Source organism: Chryseobacterium jejuense (assembly GCF_900100075.1).
GTDB classification, from domain to species: Bacteria; Bacteroidota; Bacteroidia; order Flavobacteriales; family Weeksellaceae; genus Chryseobacterium; species Chryseobacterium jejuense.
Genome location: NZ_FNEG01000001.1, coordinates 882,119 through 900,146 on the forward strand (window position 1 = coordinate 882,119; position 18,028 = coordinate 900,146).

Below are 18,028 nucleotides of genomic sequence, written 5' to 3' on the forward strand. Positions count from 1 at the left end.
CAGGAAGAGCTGTATTCTTCACTGATGATATTGAACGTAAGTAACAGTTGAATTTTTTAGGAGTTTTTTAATAGAATCCATCCAGTATATTTAATGATAGCATCCTGTAATGCAGGTTCCTTCCAGGTGATTACATACCAATAGGTTCCCGAAAAGACTTTCTTGTTTCCGGATCTGCCATCCCAGGTATAATTATTAAAACGGCTTCCGGTGAAGACGTTATTTCCATATCTGTCATATACACTGAATAATAAATCTTTTTTATACCCAAGATCTGCATAGGAAATAGTATCATTGATGTTGTCACCGTTAGGAGTAATGGCATTGATAATATTGATAATGATTAATTCTACTTTTACAGGATCACAATTGTAACTGTCTTTTACATAGAATGTATTTTGTCCGTTTGGAAGCCCTGTAAATACATTGGATTTTTGCCAGTTTACCTGATCTAAAGAATACATATAGGGAGGATTTCCGCCAATTACGGTAAGAGTTGCCTTGTTGTTCTCAATATCCACATTGCTGATGACAGGTAGTGGAGCTATTTTTACACTAACATTCTGTTTTGTAAAACAATGATCGTGTTCCAAAATCACCCAATAGTCTCCTGGGCCTGCGGCTATAGAAGATGTAGTGGCTCCGGTGCTCCATTGATAGGACTGATAACCCGGTCCCGCATCTAAATTTACAGTAGAACCAAAACATACTAACTGATTTTTTAGAAGAGCAGAAGGTTGTGGCGGAGTGACCACAAGGTTTACAATGGCAATAGCTGAACATCCCGAGGCATTAATCACCTTAATATATATTGTGGTATTAGAAGATGGATAAACGCTTGGATTAATAATTGCATTGGTTCCGTACTGGGCATCCTGCATTGTTTTGTAATACTCTTTGGTAATTCCCGTTTCATTGGTGACCTGTGCTTTTGTAAGATCAAAACTTCCTTTATTCGGATCTGAATCTGTATGACAAGACGTTAATGAAGTATTCTGTACTACAGGAGCAGGACTGAATTGTAAGCTGATTTTTGCCTGAGCAGAACATCCCTCCAGTGTGGATACTTTTACATATACATCCTTAGGTGCGATAGAAGAATAAGCATTTGCCGAAGTAATTTCATTGGTTCCAGCCTGAAGATCAGCAGAAGTAGGATAGTATTTTTTGATACCTCCAACTGGTCCACCCACATTGGCCGCCGTAAGATCAAAAAGTCCGGTTCCATTATTGTTACAGGCTGTAACAGTTGTGTTGTTTACCGTAACAGACTGAACCTTTATATTGACTTTCACTTCTTCACAATCTGAAAATTCAGGGATATTGCCGCAGAATTTATAAGTGAAAGTATCTGAAGTAGTACCCGTGTTAGCAGTATAAGTTAATATACCTGTTGCCGGATTTACTGTTAATGTGCCATTTGCAGGCGGAGTAATGATTTTTACACTGCTTGGCAGAGGAATCTGCGTTGATGTAGTAAATGTTGGTGTAATGGTAACAGGAGTATTAGTAGAGCATAGAGTCAGAGACTTTGTCGTGTTGGTTACACAACTGAATACTTTATAAACAGGCGTTGTAGCAGGCGGACACGTTCCACCCACGGAAACCGTTGCCGTATAATTTCCGGATTGTGTGGGAGTATAGGTATTGGTGTTGGCTCCCGGTATTGGACTTCCATTAAAGTTCCATTGATAAGAAACGTAGCTGTCATCCACTTCCAATACCATATCTGGAATACAGGAACCACTTTTTTTAGCAATAACAGGAATAGAGGAGAAGCCTGCAAAATATCCGCCATATCCCACGTTTCCGTCTCCGGCAGCAATTCCTGCGGTAACTGCTTTGGTAGATTCAACAGTAACATTTCCGGTGACATTAGATAATGAATAAGAAACCCAGTTGATATTTCCGGTTACCGGAAATGGCCCTTGTGCAGGTAACATAGGATTTCCGTTAACAGTTACAGTTGCTCCTGACTCCGTAATGATGTTTAGCTTAACCGCTGGAGTAATCGTTGTATAATAGGGTAGAACATTAATCATTCCAATCTCATCAATCTTTTTAGGAAGAAAACAACTTAATGGTGGAATATAATTGGCACCAATGGTAATTTCTACAAATGAAGTTGAGGTTCCGGCCATCAGCTGATAAACATATACTTTTTTGGTAGTACGAATCCGCATATTATAATGTCCAGTGCTGTTTTGATTGACGTATGAAGAAGAACCAATACGATAAGACTGTCCCTCATTTAAAGTAGCAATAGGCGTTGTACTGTCATTGACGTACACCTGTGTACTATTCTCTGTTGCTATAACAACAGCACCTTCTACATCTGAGGCAATGGGTGCCATTCCTTTAACAAGAACAAATTCGTCACCCAAACGTTCCACAGGAATTGACTGATCCATCATAATATCACTACCATTATTGGAATTAACGATCTGACCGTTAAAATTTCCGTTGGTTACTGTTACCGGTTTATTGGATTCAATTTTAGCGCCTATAAAACCTTTTTGATTGGGAGTTTGGTTACCAATACCTTCCACGATATAGGATTGTCCTTTGTTTAAAGTGAAAGTCATGGTAGGGTTAGTAGCTCCGGTAGATCCATTGGAAAACTGAACAGATGAGCTGTAATTGGAAATGTTTACAGAAGTATTATCTTCTGTAGCTAAAACGCCACACGTAAAATTATTGCTGGCCGCCAAAGTAGCCAAAGGTCCATAAGAAGCATAAAACTTGGTGCCAATTCCGGCTTTGCCTTTGGAAGTAAGGATCTCACCATGATTTCGGGTAGAAAATCTGAAAGTACAGAAGAAAGGTTTTTCACCTTTTACATAAAGTCCGCGGTTGGTTACCTTGAAAGCCTCTGCTTGTGATGCCGTAATCATATGGTCCATAGGAACTTCAAAAGACTGTGGATTTCCCTTACTGATGGTTACCGTTCCTATCAGGGTATTATTGTTGTAAATATTGACCGGAAAAGGAACATTGGAATCTGTAGAAAGAAATAAAGCCTGCTTGTTGGAATCATTTGATCTGGACATCATTGGGGCAAACCAATGTTCCGTATCTCTCTGTGCCGAAATATTACCTACACTAAGAAGAAATATAAGACTGAATAAAAGCCTTTTCCATACTACAGACCAAAAGCATGTCTGAAGATAAATGTTTTGAATCATAAGGGGATTTTTGTTTTTAATATCAGGAGGCTGCTGTTTTTAGAATTTCAGGAGTTCCTGATTTTGTTTTTAGATCATAAGAACATCTAACTGTGTTTTTTGAAAAAGAGGGAGAATAATAAGTAGATTTTTTTCATATAAAGTATAGATATGAAGCCTTTAAGAAAACTGTCTCAAAAACGGCGAAAATAAACCCGCCGCTTTTGTATGACAGTGACAACATATTATTTTTTTACAGCCTTTATTGTTTTAGCTGTTCCGTTTTTAAAGATCACTTTAATCAGGTAAACTCCTGATGGAAGCTCCCTAAGAGAAACCGAAGCTGATGGATTGATAATTTCTCTTGTTAATTTTCCTGAAATATCATAAACCGCCATTGATGACACCTTTTGATCTGCGGAAATATTGATGGTATCTGTAAATGGATTAGGATATACCATAAATTCCGGTGCTACAGAAGCTTCAGCTGTTCCTAGGGATGCTGTTTCCCAGTATAGGTCATCAATATAATAAACAGCTTTGGCACTGGTTTCAAAATCACTGCGGATAGCAAGTCTTGCATTGAAAGGAGCCGTATTAGGAATGCTTACCGTATAATAATTGGTATTGTAAGAAGTATTGGTAACATCCAGCTGTTGGATTAAAACAAATGAACTGGCATTAGCCGGGTCTGTTACATATCCTACCTTCAGTTTTCCTGTTGCTAAAGTACTGTATGCTTTAAATCTCAACTGATGAGTTCCTGCATTTACATTACTGAATTCCGGTAACACAGCAATAGCAATATCTCCACTAGAGATAGATCTAAGACTGATATGTCTGTTTCCAGATGCTGCAGGTGTGTTTCCATCAATATTACATGACGCAATAACCCCTACAGTTAATTTTCCCCAACAAGGAGCATTCGTGATTAATCCGTTGTTATAAGAGTCAAAGTTTTCGAATAAGTTGGCAACAGGAGCACAGGCCGTCAGTATAGAAGTGATAGAGCTCCATGGGCCCTGATTTGTACTGCTGCATCTTGGCCTTACCCAAATATAATAAGTCTTGGCGGAAGCAAGGTTGGCTATAGTATAAGAATTTCCTGCTACATTGGTAATACTAGGCGAGGTAGTTGTTGTTGGTGGAGTATTATTCAAGCTGTAATAAATATCATAACCTGCAGGAGCCGAAACAGAGGCAGTCCATGCCACATCCACAGATGAACTTGTGATATTCGATGTGCTAACATTGCTAACAGGAAGACAGGTTGGCTTAGGCTCCCAATACACTTCATCCCAGTATATGTTGACAGCTGGTACCCCATTATGTCTTATAGCAAGTCTTGCATTAGCGGGTACCGTATTAGGAATTATGACATTGTATTCATAGCCGTCATATATCTTATTGCTGATATTAACTGACTGTACTGTAGTAAAAGTTGAAGTATCTGTATCATTCGTAATATATCCTATATTCAATATCCCTGGATCACTGCTTACTTTAGCTTTAAATCTCAACCAATGAGTTCCGGCATTTATATTACTGAATACCGGTAGAATAGCAATGGAAGGATTAGCAGAACTCGAAGCACTTTGAGTTACTCCTTTAGAATTATTTGCACCAGCCCCATTGCTGATAGTCATATAACCTGTTCCAAGCTTTTCCCAGCAGCTGGCATTAGCCCCGCTAGCAACACTTTCAAAGTTTTCAAATAGTGAGGTCATAGGATCACACTTTGTTTTGAATGTTCCTCTTAGAGACCATGCACTTTTATTGGAAGCATCACACACTGATCTGGCGTAGATATAGTAAGAGGTAAAAGACGCCAATCCACTAATGGGTGCTGAAGTCTGGGTACTTGTTCCAGATGCCGGTGTAGATACCGAAGGGGGAGTAGCCGAGGACGTATAGTAATACTCATATCCGCTTCCCGGTAAGGCAGAAGGCTCAGTCCAGGAGATAACCGCTGTAGAATTGGTAATATTAGAGGCTGTTAAGGCTGATGGAGCCAAACAGGTGGGAACAGTATCAATTTTTAGACTGAAATCCACAAAACCACCATAGTTATTAGGTCCACATGGGTTTACAGGACTTGGTAAAGAAGATCCGGATTGCACTCTTATTCTATATATTCCCGGAACCTGACTTGGCGGAATAAAAAATTGTTCATCAACAGTATTGAAGTTAGAAGGTGATATTGGGTTTTCATAAAAATCATCAAAATCACCATCCGCATTCCAATCTACCCATACATAAGATTTGACTCCTCCCATGCTGTGTTCCAGATGTACATCTACTGTTCCTCCCGGATAAGAGTTCACCATCTGGGCTGAATTGTCTACATAAGCCTGATAAGAAGTGGCATCATAATAAAGAGCTCCCTGGTCAGAAAAAATAGCGTTTTTCAGGTAATTGGCCTGGCTTGATGCTCCAGCTGTAGGAGTGCAGTAGGTCTGGGCACTCAGTTGCCAGGATGGAAGGAGTAATGCCATCCATAATAGGTATTGCTTTCTCATTTTTATAGTTTATATGTTAAAAGAATTTATCATTGTCAAGGGTTATTTTTCAGTGAAAATCCAATTGAAATTGTAGGATAGGCTGATAAAAAAGAGAGTATTTTTATCAATATTTATTCAGTTAAAATCTAAAAAAGGGATATTTTGTTTTTTTTAATGATAACCTGTTATAAGTATTATTTTCTTCAATGAAAATGCAGATAAGTCTAATATTTTGAATCTGTTTTATGCTTGGAGCAATATTAACGTTATATTTGCGCCTGGTAAAAGAATAGGCTTGCAGAATTCATTGAATTTACAAGGATTTAAAATGTAAGATGCTGTTAATCAATAGATTGTTTTTATTGATTAACAGTGGTGATAGTGTTGGGAATATTGGAGAAAAGCAAACGAAAAACAGGTGGTTTCCGGAAAATGATAAAAAAAAATAATACACTGATATTGTTTTTTATACTGCTGTGTCCCTTTTTTATGAAAGGTCAGTCTGGACCTGATTTTAGTATTTTAACCGATAAAGCTTTTCAAAAATTATATCAGAATCCTGAAGACTGTATCAGATATTCTCAAAGCCTTTTGATTAGTGAGAAAAATATTGAACATAAAGTTGTTCTCCGGAAAATCATTTCATGGGCCTATGCAATGCAGGGGAATTATGTGCAGGCTATTACTACTTCCAATCAGAAAGAAGAAGATGGTCAGGATGTAAAACAGTCTCGTTTTTCAAGATTATTTGGAGATTTTAATCTCGCAGATCAATACCAAAACTTAGGGCTGTATGATCAATCCAGGAAGATTATTGAAGGCATTCTGGCAGATCCTAATCTTCAAAACACACGGAATTTGCAGGAAAGAATGACGCTTTCAAAACTCTATCAGCTTCAGGCGATTAACGATGGTGTTTCCGGTAAATATAATGAGGCTCTGAAAAATTTTGATAAAAGCGATCAGTACCTCGATCATAACAATGAAGAAAACACAATTATAAGACAGGAAAATAGTATTTTCCGTTCGTTATCTTTAATGAGGAGCAATAGGCTGGAAGAATCCAAAAAACAGCTCGATCTGGTCATCCATGAGATTGAAAGTGAAGGAAAATCTCCTTTTCTGGCGGCCTTTGCCTATGAAGTACTTTCACGCTATTATTTTCAGAAAGAAGAGTATACAACAGCCATTTCATATCTGGAAAAAGGGTTTGCAAAGATTGAAAATATGCCGTACAATGACATGAAGCTCATTTTTTATGAATTGTTCACCCAAAATTATCTGGCACTTAATAACACTGAAAAATACTCCCATTACAATAATCTTTATACAGATTTAAAATCAAAGCTGGATTCCAATAGAAAAGAAGGAATACAATATATTGCTAAGCTGCTGGAAATTTATCACAAAAAAAATATTGAGTATCAAAAGCAAAGTAAATTAAGACAAGTACAGCTGATTATTGGTAGTATTTTGCTGCTTATTATTGGAACGTTGGTTTGTTTTTATTATGAATTAAGAAGAGCTAAAGACTTGAAAAAGCAACTCGTGTTTTTTGAAAAGCAAAAGCAGGTAATGGTTTTGGCAGCGCATACTACAGCTTCTAAAGAACCTCTTACAAAAGGAAATAAAGTACAGGATAAAGACTTAACGAAACTCTCGGAAGAAAAAGAAAATGAAATTCTGGAAAAGCTTAAAGAGTGGGAAAACTCCGGGAATTATTTAAGTAAAAACATGTCTATTTCTATTCTTTCTGCAGAAACAGGAATCAATCCCAAATATCTATCTGAGGTTATCAATAGCAAAAAAGAAAAGAATTTCAACGGCTATATTAATGATTTGAGAATTAGTCATATAGCATATCTTCTAAGAACAGATCCCGCTTATCTTAATTATAAAGTAAGCTATCTTGCAGAATATGCAGGTTTTTCTTCCCATGGAGCATTCACCAATGTATTTAAATCCATTACAGGAATGTCTCCCAATCACTACATTCAGGAAATTATAAAGAATAAAAAACCATGAATAGAGTTGCCCGATTTGTTTTTTTTCTGTTTTTATTCTGTCAGATTAGTCTTTCCGGACAAAAGATTTCTGATGATTCCCTGATGAAAAAAGCCAATCAGGAAATCTATAATAATCCGGAGAATGCCATCCGAATCGGGAAAAAATTGCTGCAGAAAGAAAAAGATGTTAAAAGACGGGTTAGAATTTATCTCGTTCTTTCTACAGCAAATATTGCTAAAAGAGACTTTGATGGATCTTTAAGGTATCTGCTGGAAGCAAGGGAATTGGTAAAGAAAACTGATGATCCGGTTATAAAAACTAGAGTGTTAGTGGCTATTGCATTCCAGTATCAGCAGATGGATTTCTACAGTAAAAGTTTAGAAACAATAGACGAAGCAGGAGAATACTTATCCCAGTTTCCCGAAGGTGATCTCGATAAATATTTTGAAACAGCAAGAAGTTATGCTTTGCGTGGAATGATCCATAAAAGCCAGTCTAATCCCGAGATTGCTCTACAGGAGTTTCTGATTGCAGTTAAAAATTTTGATAAGATAAAAGAGAAAAAGACCTATTTTAATCAAAGTATCGTCTATTACAATATTGGTTACTGCTATCTCTTTCTCAATCAGCTGAAAAATGCAGAGCTGGCCTTCATGAAGTCAATGGAATTTGCCCGCCTTATCAAGGCCAATAGTTTGGAAGCTTTTGCGCTGAAGGGATTAGCTGAAATGAATAAATATAACCATCAGAATCAGACTGCATTAGATCAACTGTTAAAAGCACAGCATTTATCACAAGATATAGGGGATCTTACCTTGAATGAGGGAATTTATAAAGAAATGTCTGATAATTATTTAGCCATGGGGAACCAGCAGCTTTATAAATTCTATAATGGAAAAGCTTTTGAGGTAAATGCTAAAAGAGAGCAAAACGAGCTAAGTTCCATTAACCACGCGATTGATGTTCATAACAAAGAGATGGCGAAAAAAAGCAGAGAAATTATTGATGATTACAATATCCTTACTACAGCTGTGATAATGGCAGGTTTACTGATGACAGGTTTGTTGCTTTATGCTGCTTTGAAGATCAGAAAAAAGAACAGGAAATATCAGGATGAAATTCAGAAACTTATTCACTTTTAATGTGATGAGGTTGAGAGGACGAACATAGGTACTTCTTAAGATGAGGAAACTATCTCTTAATAAATTAATAAGACAAAGCTTTATTAATCGTGTTTTTAAACTTTGATGGACTCACTTTGGTGAGTAGCAGTGATTCGCAGCCATTAAAAGAGGCAAAACGTTTTACAGCCTCGGCAAAAGAGGGCAGCCAAAGTTCCGGAGCAATGTCTGTATTCTCAATATGCAGATGGATCAGTTCAAATTTTTTATCCTTTCTATGAGCTTTGCAATCCACTCTTCCTATAAATGTGTTTCCAAATAAGATAGGCAGGCAGAAATAGCCATATTGTCTTTTTTCCTTGGGAACATAACACTCAAGACGGAAATCAAAATCAAAAATCTGCTTAACACGGTCCCGATGAATAATGGAATTGTCAAACGGCGACAACAACCTGACATCTGATTCTATGATATCATCAGATCTTTCAAGTAAATCACTTTGGATAAAAACAGAAGAAAACCCTTCAACAGAAACCTTTTGAATGTCACCTTTCTCAAGTAAAGATTGTAAAACGAGATTCACATTTTTTTTCAATAGATCACCTTTCCTGAGATGGGTTATCTGTTTTAAACTTGTAAAACCATAAGCACGAAGAGTTGTTTTTACCAGATATTCAGCAAGTTCAAGTGGGGTAGGTTCTGTTATATTGATAGATGATGGTAATACCCTTTCTGCAAGATCATAAGTTTTTTGCATACCGTGACGACCGCTTATCATCAGATCTCCCTGCATAAAAAGCCTTTCAAGAGCCAGTTTTGCAGGCTTCCAGTTCCACCAGCTTCCGGTTTTATCCTTTTTACTTTCAAAATCTCTTGCCATTTTAGGACCTTCGGCTCGGATAGTGTCTACTACATAGTCCATGACCTTTTTGTCTGCATTATAATAATGAGAGTCGCTTTGTTTTATATGAAACATTTGAGGCAATACATATCGGAAATCCTGCATTGGAAGATAGGAGGCAGCATGAAACCAGTATTCAAATACTTTACGTTCCTCCACCAGCTCTTCCAGATAATTGGTCTGAAAATCAGGAATTCTTGTCCATAAAGTATGATGATGTGCCCTTTCCACCACAGATAAGGTATCAATCTGTATATATCCAAGATGCTCCAAAGCGGTAAGCACGGCATCTTTTCCAGTTCCGAAAGGAGAGATGTGCGTTAATCCCTGACGCTCTAATGTGATAAGCTGTAATGTTTGTAACGAAGGTATATTTTTCATATCAGTAGGATTACAAATGTATTGAATTAAAAGAGACAAAACTGTCATCATTCTGTCTGATTTTTAGCTTTTCAGGGAATTGAAGTTCTTTGTATTTTAGCTTTATTCCCAATCTGACAAACACGCACGAATGAATCTAAAAGTGAAATTCTCTTTTTTCGAAATATATGGAATAAAACCCTACATGAAAATTAATTCATGCAGGGTCTGTTTTTAATTCAATATTTAAAATATTGTTGATTTTTATAAAAATGAATTAATTTTTAATAAACAATTGTTTTTCAGTTATTTAAATTGTTAGCTTTGATGGTCAACGTATCTGTGACGTATGTATTTATCAACTTGTAGTGTATCTGTAGCGTATTGATTTTCTTGGGCTGAGTGTGAAATAACTCTAATCTTGCATTAAAATTTTAAACAATCAGGATGTCTTCAGAGAAAACAGCTAGACTTATAAAAAAGTATGCATATGACTCTTTTATCGTACTGTTTTTATGAGGAGATCTGCTCAAATATGCATTGGAAAAAGATCAAAAATAAATAACATCTACTTACAGTTGGAAAAGGCAATTTCTCACAATTATGTAAAAGAAATTTTCTTGACTAAAAACCATTTTAACAATCAATTTAAATACAATAAACACAGAATGAAAAAGTATTTTCTTCCATTATTTGTAATGGCTTATTCACTCAACTATTCACAGGTTGGCATCAATACATCTAATCCTCAGGGAATTTTTAATATTGATGGAAAAAAAGACAATAATGCCACAGGAAGTCCTACTGCAGGACAACAAGCCAATGATTTTGTAGTAAGCTCCGACGGAAGTGTAGGAGTGGGAACTACATCACCTGATCTGTCGGCAATATTAGAACTCAATGTCAGTCAGCTGGCATCAGGAAAGCAAAAAGGTTTTCTGGGACCAAGAGTAGCTTTAAAGGCTTACAACGACTCTTCTACAATTCCCAATCCTGCTACCGGACTATTGGTTTATAATTTGGGAACACAATCTACATTTACCTATGCCGGATATGTATATTGGGATGGTGCCCAATGGAGACCTTTGGATGGACGTTCATTACAACAAGGAAGCTTGGGAGCCTTAAGATGTATCGATGCTAATCTCGATCCGTTAACATATACTGCCGGAACTCCTTTTCAGGGAACAATGAGTATTCCTTATGCTGGGGGAAATGGCGGAATATATGCAGCACAAACACTAGGACCTGTAAACGGACTTACCGCAACCATTGCACAAGGCAATTTTGCACAGGGATCAGGTACTTTAATCTATACAATTTCCGGAACACCTACAGTATCCAGTCCTAATACAACAGTATTTCCTCTTTCCATTGGCGGCCAGACGTGTAATGCGGAAGTGGGTGGAGGTAAAAAGCTTAGTCCCGGAGAGTATCAGTTCTTCACCTATGAAGTTCCGGCAACCACAACCGGGTTATTAAGTACAATGATTCCAAATTCACCTATTTTAGGCGGAAAAGTTAGGCTGGATATTAGCTTTTTGTCCAGTTCAAATACAGGGTCGGGTGGTGTGACTTATAATCCGAGATTAGTGAATGTATCTTCCAGCAATGTTAAAATGTGGTATTCAGCATTATCCAGTGTAGACCGTTTTCGTAGAGCCAATATTTTAGTAGCTCCGGGAGGGTATGTAGAAACAGATAACGGAATTTATCTCAACTGGGGAGATAATATGAACAGCGGTTCCACTCCTATAAATTCTACCAGCAGCTCTGATGATTCTCAGGAAATAGAAACCATAGATTTGGCTATTGATGGAGTTTGGTATAGATTAACCGTTTTTGTTTACGTAGATAACTTAAATGATACTATTGCTGCCAATAACATCAGACGTGTTCATATTACAGCACAAAGAATGTCTTCTTAATGTTGAGCCCCGCCGGAACCTTTAAAAATGAGTTAATACTGATGTTTTTACAGAAAATCTATTTTCAAAACATCTGATTTACCCCTTGAAACAAAACACAAACTGATTATAAATACTGCTTCTCTTCCGAGACTTTGGCAGTATTTTAAAAGAAAAAAAGTATGAATTATAAAAACATTCATATAGGAAACCTGATAGAGAAAGCTGTTTCCGAAAGCAATATAACGTTGTCCCGCATCTGTAATTTTTTTCACTGTACAGAAAAAGAGGTTCATAAAATGTATAGCAGCAGCAGTTTGGATACTGAATTTTTACTGAAATGGAGTAAACTGTTGGAATATGATTTTTTCAGAATCTATTCCCAGCACCTTATTCTCTATGCTCCAGCTTCACCCAAAATGAAGAACGCTTCATCTGAGGAGAAAAAAACAGCATTACCCCGGTTTCGCAAAAATATTTATACCCGGGAAGTGATTGATTTTGTTCTTGAACAGATAAAAAATGGAGAAATGACCAGAGAAGAAATTGTGATACGATACAAAATTCCCAAAACAACCCTTCATAAGTGGATTAATAAATACAGCCAGTAAATGGTATAAGATAAGTTCTGAAAGTCTTTAAGATGAATCTATTATTGATCTTACATCATCCAAAGATCCAAAATTACGATATGAAAAATACAGTATGGAATAACGATACAGAATTGATTGGCTTAACCAAAAAGGAAATCGTAGCCATGCTGGGGAATGGGTTTAACTTTTATCCGGATAATCGGTGGAGCTACATTCTGAAGAGATATTGGTAGGGTAGAAAAGAAGTCTTGTATATAGACTTTGATACTGCCGGAATAGTAATCCGTCAATATATTGAGTCAAAATATGGAAAAATATAAACAACCTGATTTTAAACAGATTTATACAGATATCATTACCAGTAAATATCCACATAAGTATGACTTGTGTGAATATCTATTGTCAAAAAATGAACTTTTAGCCTTAGATATCCTGAAGCTTAATACCATTATTTTCGGAACCTCTGAAAAAAGCAACAGCCAGTACCGCTCTTATAAAAGAACTGATATTCTGAGAATTCTCGATTATCAGAAAGAAAATAAACTTAACAATACTCAACTAGCCCTTCATTTTAAGCTGAGCAGAAATACGGTGTCAAAATGGAGAAAAATCTTTTTGGTATAAACAGATAATGATATATAAGGCAGTCAGTGATTTTTTAAGGTGGAGTTATCAGATTACTTTTCATAAATGTATATTTTAATCATAATCGAATATTTAAATAAAATATAAAATCATTTTATTTATTTTTGTATTGAATTTCATGTTTTTGCTAAATATTATAAATTATGTTTCGTAAAGTCTGGGATTGTATCGTGAACAGACATATTGCTCCCAATACAGATCCGCTTGAGTTGATTGAAGCTCAGAGAATGAATTTATTTGCGTTTTCTATTGGAGCTGTTTTGATCTTTAACGGCTGCAGAGATTTGTTATTTGGATTAAAGATTAACTTTTATGTTCTATTGGTATTGGGGATCTTTTATCTCTTTCTTTTCTTTTTTACAAAAGTGAGATATAACCATTTTGTCACATTGTTTAGCTTGGAACTTTTTATGTTTCTGATCTTCTTTTTTTCCTCTACTACAGGTTTTGAAAATGGTTTGTCATTATATTATTTTGTCATTATGCTGGCCTCACTGTTTATTTTCAATTCTAAAAAAACAGTCTGGTATAATCTTATTGTGTATCTCACTGCTCTTATTTTTTTCAGCATCAGTCATTATTATGATTTCAGGATATTTACCATTGAAGGAGCAGATAATGTGCTGTTTTCAGAAAATCAAAGATTGATTACCTTTTTACAGGTGTTCTTAGGAGTTAGTATCCTTGGATATTTTATCCTTACAAAACAGTTCAAAATTGTAAAATTATATCAGCAGGCTCTAAGAAGTGAAAAGATTATTGCTGATATGAGAACAAAACTCAACAGTAAAGATCAGATAGATCTGGAAGGCATTGTAAAGCTGGCCATGAATGATGATATTGCCTTTGTTCCTAAAGTAAAACAGATGTTTCCTGGTTTATATGATAATCTGATGGAACTTAATGCTGATATGAGTACTGATGAATTTAAGTTGTGTGCCTTAATTAAACTAGGTTTCACCACAAAAGATATTGCAGAGTACAACCACTTAGCAGTACGAACCATTCAGACCAGAAAAAGCAGACTCAGAAAATCATTTGGAATTTCCGCTGACGTAGATTTATACAAATGGATTGATACGGTATAGACGGGGTAATACTTAATAAAATCTTAGTTACCTTAATACAGCTCGTTTGCTAAACGCAGTGGCCTTACAACCGGGAAATAAGACTTGTCAAACATTCTCTTGCGAACTTTGTGTTTAAATTCCATTAGACAATAATCACTGTTCAAAGATCAATACTACAGTTCCGATAATAATCAATAAAGCCCCAATAGCTGTTTTTAAAGTAAGAGATTCCCCAAGAAATATAACAGAGAGAATAATCGTTAAAGCGATGCTTAATTTATCTACAGGAGCCACCTGAGTGACTTTACCAGCTTGTAGAGCTTTAAAATAAAATATCCATGAAAGTCCTGTTGTAAGCCCGGAAACTACAAGGTAGATAAGATTATGACGGGAAAGGGCAGGGATTCCTTTGTATTCACTTCGTGCCAAAACAATTCCCCATGCTACCAACAAGATAATCACACTTCTGATGGCAGTGGCAAGGTTCGAGTTCACTCCTGTAATCCCTATTTTGGCAAAAATAGCAGTAAGTGAAGCAAAAAATGCTGAAAGAATTGCATATATCCACCACATACTGTAAAGTTTTAAATGATTAGATAAAATAATAACATGCTGAAGTCTTTAATCTAAGCTACAAAATAATATTGGTTTTTTCTTTCACCTCAATGTCTGAATTAATTGCAGTCTCAGTCCTCTTCATACTCATTCTCCATATCCTCATAAGAAGTGTAAGACCAATTAATACCGGGCAGGTCTAGTATGTTCTCAAATCTTTCTTCCAGAGATGTCCCCGCAAAAACGGCATTGCACTGTTCCGATTCATCAAACAAAAGGCTGATAACTTCAAGATAATCATTTGTATAAACCTTTTGCCTTTCCCAGGAAATCTCAGGGATTTCAGCCCAGTGTTGTTGTATTAGTTTTATCGTTTCAGAAGGCACTGGCGAAAAAGAATTGGCATTATAGAGAAGCCCGCCAAGAGTTCCGTTGTATACAGACATAAATAGGAAAAAATCTTCCAGAGTTTTGGTCTCCTGATGCCAGTCAGATTCCTCTACGGTGTCATAATCTCCCCATACAGAGGGATTTTCAAGAAAAAGATCTGTCTCTTTGATTCCCCATTGCACAACCCCTTGATTCTCTTCAAAAAAAACGAGGTGCCTGTCTTCTGTAAAATAAATGTCATCAGGGTTCAGAAGCCTGTTGTGTGAATGATTAACGGTTTCATTTTTACCTATCCATAAATAATAGTCACGAAGAACAGTTGGAAATTTGATATTCAGAGACTGTTCTGCTGTTGTAACTTCTGTTTCTGAAAAACCGGAAGTTTCCTCTCCTGATAATTGATACAAAAGTCTTATTTTTTCGTGATAATTCATTTCCATGATCAATACTTTAGGGATAGTAAAGCAAAGGTGCAGCTTTTTATTGGAATCATCATGCCCTTCTCTAAAATTGTCATCGTACTTCCTGCCTCACCAGCATACTTCATCAAATCGATTCTCTTCTTAGCTTCCTTAAAATTCAACATACTTACAATTCAACTTTGTGTTTATGAAAAATATTGAAAATTATATTAGTTTTGATGGTGAAGTATGTGTTATTATTTTGATTTTAAATAAAAAATTAGGTAAAAACTTGTTTTTTGTTCAGAATTAACTAATTTTATCCTAACCAAGTAAACAATTTGTTTTGAAAACAACTCTTACACCTGTTATCGCTTAATATTAGCCTTCACAAACCATAGGCTAATTATTCTTTCGTTTGGATAACTCTATCCGAACAGGTTTTCATTTAACCCTATTATTTTATTGCATTGCCCATAAGGCAACTGTATCTGCTATTTCTGCTTTTGACAATTTATTGTTCAGAAGGGAATAGGAGCGTGTATTTCTATTCAATACTCTGTACAGACTCTTGCAATGCGTAAATAATAGGTAAAAAAATACTAAAGAATAGTAAGCACAAATTATAATGAGTATAGAGTATACCTGGGTAGTAAAAGCCCAAAACACACCCCTTTTAAAAAAGAAATGCAACCATTGCGACAGCGAAAGGTTTTATTGTAGTGATAAATTCAGGCTGAATGCCCAAAAAAAGAATATCGATATCTGGTTAATTTACCGATGCGTAAAATGCAATACCCGATACAATATGACAATATTTTCAAGAATCAGAACCGAGTCTATAAGCAAGGAAACCTTCAACAGGCTTTCTCAAAATGATGCAGATCTGGCCTGGGAATATGCGTTTTCCCGTGAAACAAGACGGAAAAATAATGCAGAGGCAGATTTAGACAGTGTAGAATATGAAATTCAGTGGGATGAGACTCCGATAGAGCAGATGATGGCTTCAGACAGTGAGATATTGAGTTTTAAAATCAAATGCCCCTTCGAATTTAATCTCAGATTGTCAACGGTGATAAGAACCTGTTTACAACTTTCATCAGGCAAAATGAATCAATTGATTGAAGCAGATGCCATTTTTGTTCATGAAAGACCTTTGCAGAAAAAGCATAAAGTTCAGAACGGAGATGTAGTGAAGATTCATAAAGATATATTGAAGAGTATATTATGCAATGAGGAGAAACAGGTTGAAGTAAGCGTAAAGGAATAAATCTCCATAAAAGATTAAGCTATATAATATTTTGCCACTAATTCACGAATAAAAAAGAATTCGTGAATTAGTGGCAATTAAAAATCTGCGTTATCTCCAGAATCTGCGAGATAAAAAAAGGGTTTTCAAAGATATTCTTCATTCAGAATGGTCTTTTGAAGAAAGTCTGGTCTATTTTAATGGTAAGCTCTTGTATGAATTACTTTATGAAGAAAACTCATCCAGCATATCCGCCGAAGGAACAAAAAATAAAGTTCCTGTCTGAGCAGTACTGAAATCCAGAATTCGGTCGTAATTTCCTGCAGGATCACCAATGAACATATTCGTTAGCATTTTTTGTACCGTACTGAAAGTGCTTGCATAGCAGATAAAATAAGTTCCCATTTCATTAGTGGAAACATTTCCAAAAGGCATATTGTCTCTCACCACTTTAAAATCATCACCTACATTGGCCAAAGCGATATGGGAATTTTTAGGTTTTACATCATCATCCATTTCAATATCCTGTTCTTTGGATCTTCCGATCACTTTTTCCTGATCCTCTACAGAAAGGGATTTCCATGCATTCATATTATGGATGTATTTCTGAACAAAAAGGTAACTTCCTCCTTCATATTCAGGGTCTGTATCTCCAACAATAGCAAAATAATCACGGTCTTTTCCATGTGGATTTTCCGTACCATCCACAAAGCCTAAAATGGATCTGCTGTCCCAATAACGGAACCCTTGAACTTCCACAACACAATCAGCAATTTCTGTCATGAAATCCGAAATGGTGGAAGCCATATCATAAGCCAGACTTTTTTCATCAGAACGGATATGAAAATGAAGATCTCCTCTCGTACTCACCGCAGTATGCTTACTCCCTTTTATTTCTTCAAATTTTTTAAACTCTTTAGGCAGTGGGCTGGGCAGTTCAAGTTGTAACCAAGCCTCATATCCAATCCCAAGAACACAACTTGCTTTAGAATTTGGAAAACGATCAAGAGCCGAATTATTAAGATTGGTGACTAAAGCACAGATTCTTTGGAATACAGATTTAATTTTAGAAGGATCACCATCCTCTTTGAAATTCCAGACCAGAAAATAAGTATTGTTGTTAGGATAATCGGTGACATTTTGAGAGCTCATATTTTTTGGTGT

The 18,028-nt window shown here is 36.1% G+C and carries 14 protein-coding genes; 8 read left to right on the forward strand and 6 right to left on the reverse strand.

Annotated features, from left to right (window positions below):
• Nucleotides 1–56 precede the first annotated feature (56 nt).
• Together BLS98_RS03985 and BLS98_RS03990 are read right to left on the reverse strand one after the other, a co-directional pair.
• Nucleotides 57–3,185 carry a T9SS type B sorting domain-containing protein gene (locus BLS98_RS03985; protein ID WP_089733803.1) on the reverse strand — a complete coding sequence of 1,043 codons (3,129 nt, stop codon included), beginning with the start codon at nucleotides 3,183–3,185 and terminating at the stop codon, nucleotides 57–59.
• Between the two features lie 224 nt (nucleotides 3,186–3,409).
• Nucleotides 3,410–5,683 (reverse strand): fibronectin type III domain-containing protein, encoded by a 2,274-nt coding sequence (locus BLS98_RS03990; RefSeq protein WP_089733804.1) that lies wholly within the window; start codon nucleotides 5,681–5,683, stop codon nucleotides 3,410–3,412.
• 471 nt (nucleotides 5,684–6,154) lie between these two features.
• Between BLS98_RS03990 and BLS98_RS03995 the strand changes: the two genes are divergently transcribed.
• Together BLS98_RS03995 and BLS98_RS04000 are read left to right on the forward strand one after the other, a co-directional pair.
• Nucleotides 6,155–7,690 (forward strand): helix-turn-helix domain-containing protein, encoded by a 1,536-nt coding sequence (locus tag BLS98_RS03995; protein ID WP_228425318.1) that lies wholly within the window; start codon nucleotides 6,155–6,157, stop codon nucleotides 7,688–7,690.
• Nucleotides 7,687–8,814 carry a hypothetical protein gene (locus BLS98_RS04000; RefSeq protein WP_089733808.1) on the forward strand — a complete coding sequence of 376 codons (1,128 nt, stop codon included), beginning with the start codon at nucleotides 7,687–7,689 and terminating at the stop codon, nucleotides 8,812–8,814. The genes BLS98_RS03995 and BLS98_RS04000 overlap by 4 nt, the downstream gene beginning before the upstream one ends.
• Nucleotides 8,815–8,878: 64 nt before the next feature.
• Here the strand turns inward: BLS98_RS04000 and BLS98_RS04005 are convergent, their stop codons facing one another.
• Nucleotides 8,879–10,075 (reverse strand): winged helix-turn-helix domain-containing protein, encoded by a 1,197-nt coding sequence (locus BLS98_RS04005; protein WP_089733810.1) that lies wholly within the window; start codon nucleotides 10,073–10,075, stop codon nucleotides 8,879–8,881.
• A 647-nt stretch (nucleotides 10,076–10,722) separates the two neighbouring features.
• Here BLS98_RS04005 and BLS98_RS04010 point away from each other — a divergent pair.
• The 5 genes from BLS98_RS04010 to BLS98_RS04030 all read left to right on the forward strand — a co-directional run bounded on the left by BLS98_RS04010 (nucleotide 10,723) and on the right by BLS98_RS04030 (nucleotide 14,287).
• Nucleotides 10,723–11,982: a hypothetical protein gene (locus BLS98_RS04010; RefSeq protein WP_139166076.1), complete on the forward strand. Its 1,260-nt coding sequence runs from the start codon at nucleotides 10,723–10,725 to the stop codon at nucleotides 11,980–11,982.
• A 161-nt stretch (nucleotides 11,983–12,143) separates the two neighbouring features.
• A complete protein-coding gene (locus BLS98_RS04015; RefSeq protein ID WP_089733813.1) occupies nucleotides 12,144–12,572 on the forward strand; it encodes a transposase in 429 nt (142 codons plus the stop codon).
• Nucleotides 12,573–12,652: 80 nt separating this feature from the next.
• Nucleotides 12,653–12,787, forward strand: a complete 135-nt coding sequence (locus BLS98_RS23650) for a hypothetical protein (protein ID WP_262487344.1) — start codon at nucleotides 12,653–12,655, stop codon at nucleotides 12,785–12,787.
• Nucleotides 12,788–12,860: 73 nt separating this feature from the next.
• On the forward strand, nucleotides 12,861–13,178 hold the full coding sequence (locus BLS98_RS04025) for a transposase (protein WP_089734435.1): 318 nt from the start codon (nucleotides 12,861–12,863) through the stop codon (nucleotides 13,176–13,178).
• Between the two features lie 164 nt (nucleotides 13,179–13,342).
• Nucleotides 13,343–14,287, forward strand: a complete 945-nt coding sequence (locus tag BLS98_RS04030) for a helix-turn-helix transcriptional regulator (protein WP_228425320.1) — start codon at nucleotides 13,343–13,345, stop codon at nucleotides 14,285–14,287.
• Nucleotides 14,288–14,422: 135 nt separating this feature from the next.
• Here BLS98_RS04030 and BLS98_RS04035 read toward each other — a convergent pair whose 3' ends face one another.
• Nucleotides 14,423–14,842, reverse strand: a complete 420-nt coding sequence (locus BLS98_RS04035; RefSeq protein ID WP_089733819.1) for an EamA family transporter — start codon at nucleotides 14,840–14,842, stop codon at nucleotides 14,423–14,425.
• Between the two features lie 113 nt (nucleotides 14,843–14,955).
• Nucleotides 14,956–15,654 (reverse strand): hypothetical protein, encoded by a 699-nt coding sequence (locus BLS98_RS04040; RefSeq protein WP_089733820.1) that lies wholly within the window; start codon nucleotides 15,652–15,654, stop codon nucleotides 14,956–14,958.
• Between the two features lie 589 nt (nucleotides 15,655–16,243).
• On the opposite strand from BLS98_RS04040, the gene BLS98_RS04045 reads away from it, so the two are divergent.
• A complete protein-coding gene (locus tag BLS98_RS04045) occupies nucleotides 16,244–16,885 on the forward strand; it encodes a DUF1062 domain-containing protein (RefSeq protein WP_089733822.1) in 642 nt (213 codons plus the stop codon).
• Nucleotides 16,886–17,089: 204 nt separating this feature from the next.
• On the opposite strand, the gene BLS98_RS04050 is transcribed toward BLS98_RS04045, so the two are convergent.
• The gene (locus tag BLS98_RS04050) at nucleotides 17,090–18,016 is read right to left on the reverse strand and encodes a Dyp-type peroxidase (RefSeq protein WP_089734439.1); all 927 of its coding nucleotides are present in this window, start codon (nucleotides 18,014–18,016) and stop codon (nucleotides 17,090–17,092) included.
• Nucleotides 18,017–18,028 lie beyond the last annotated feature (12 nt).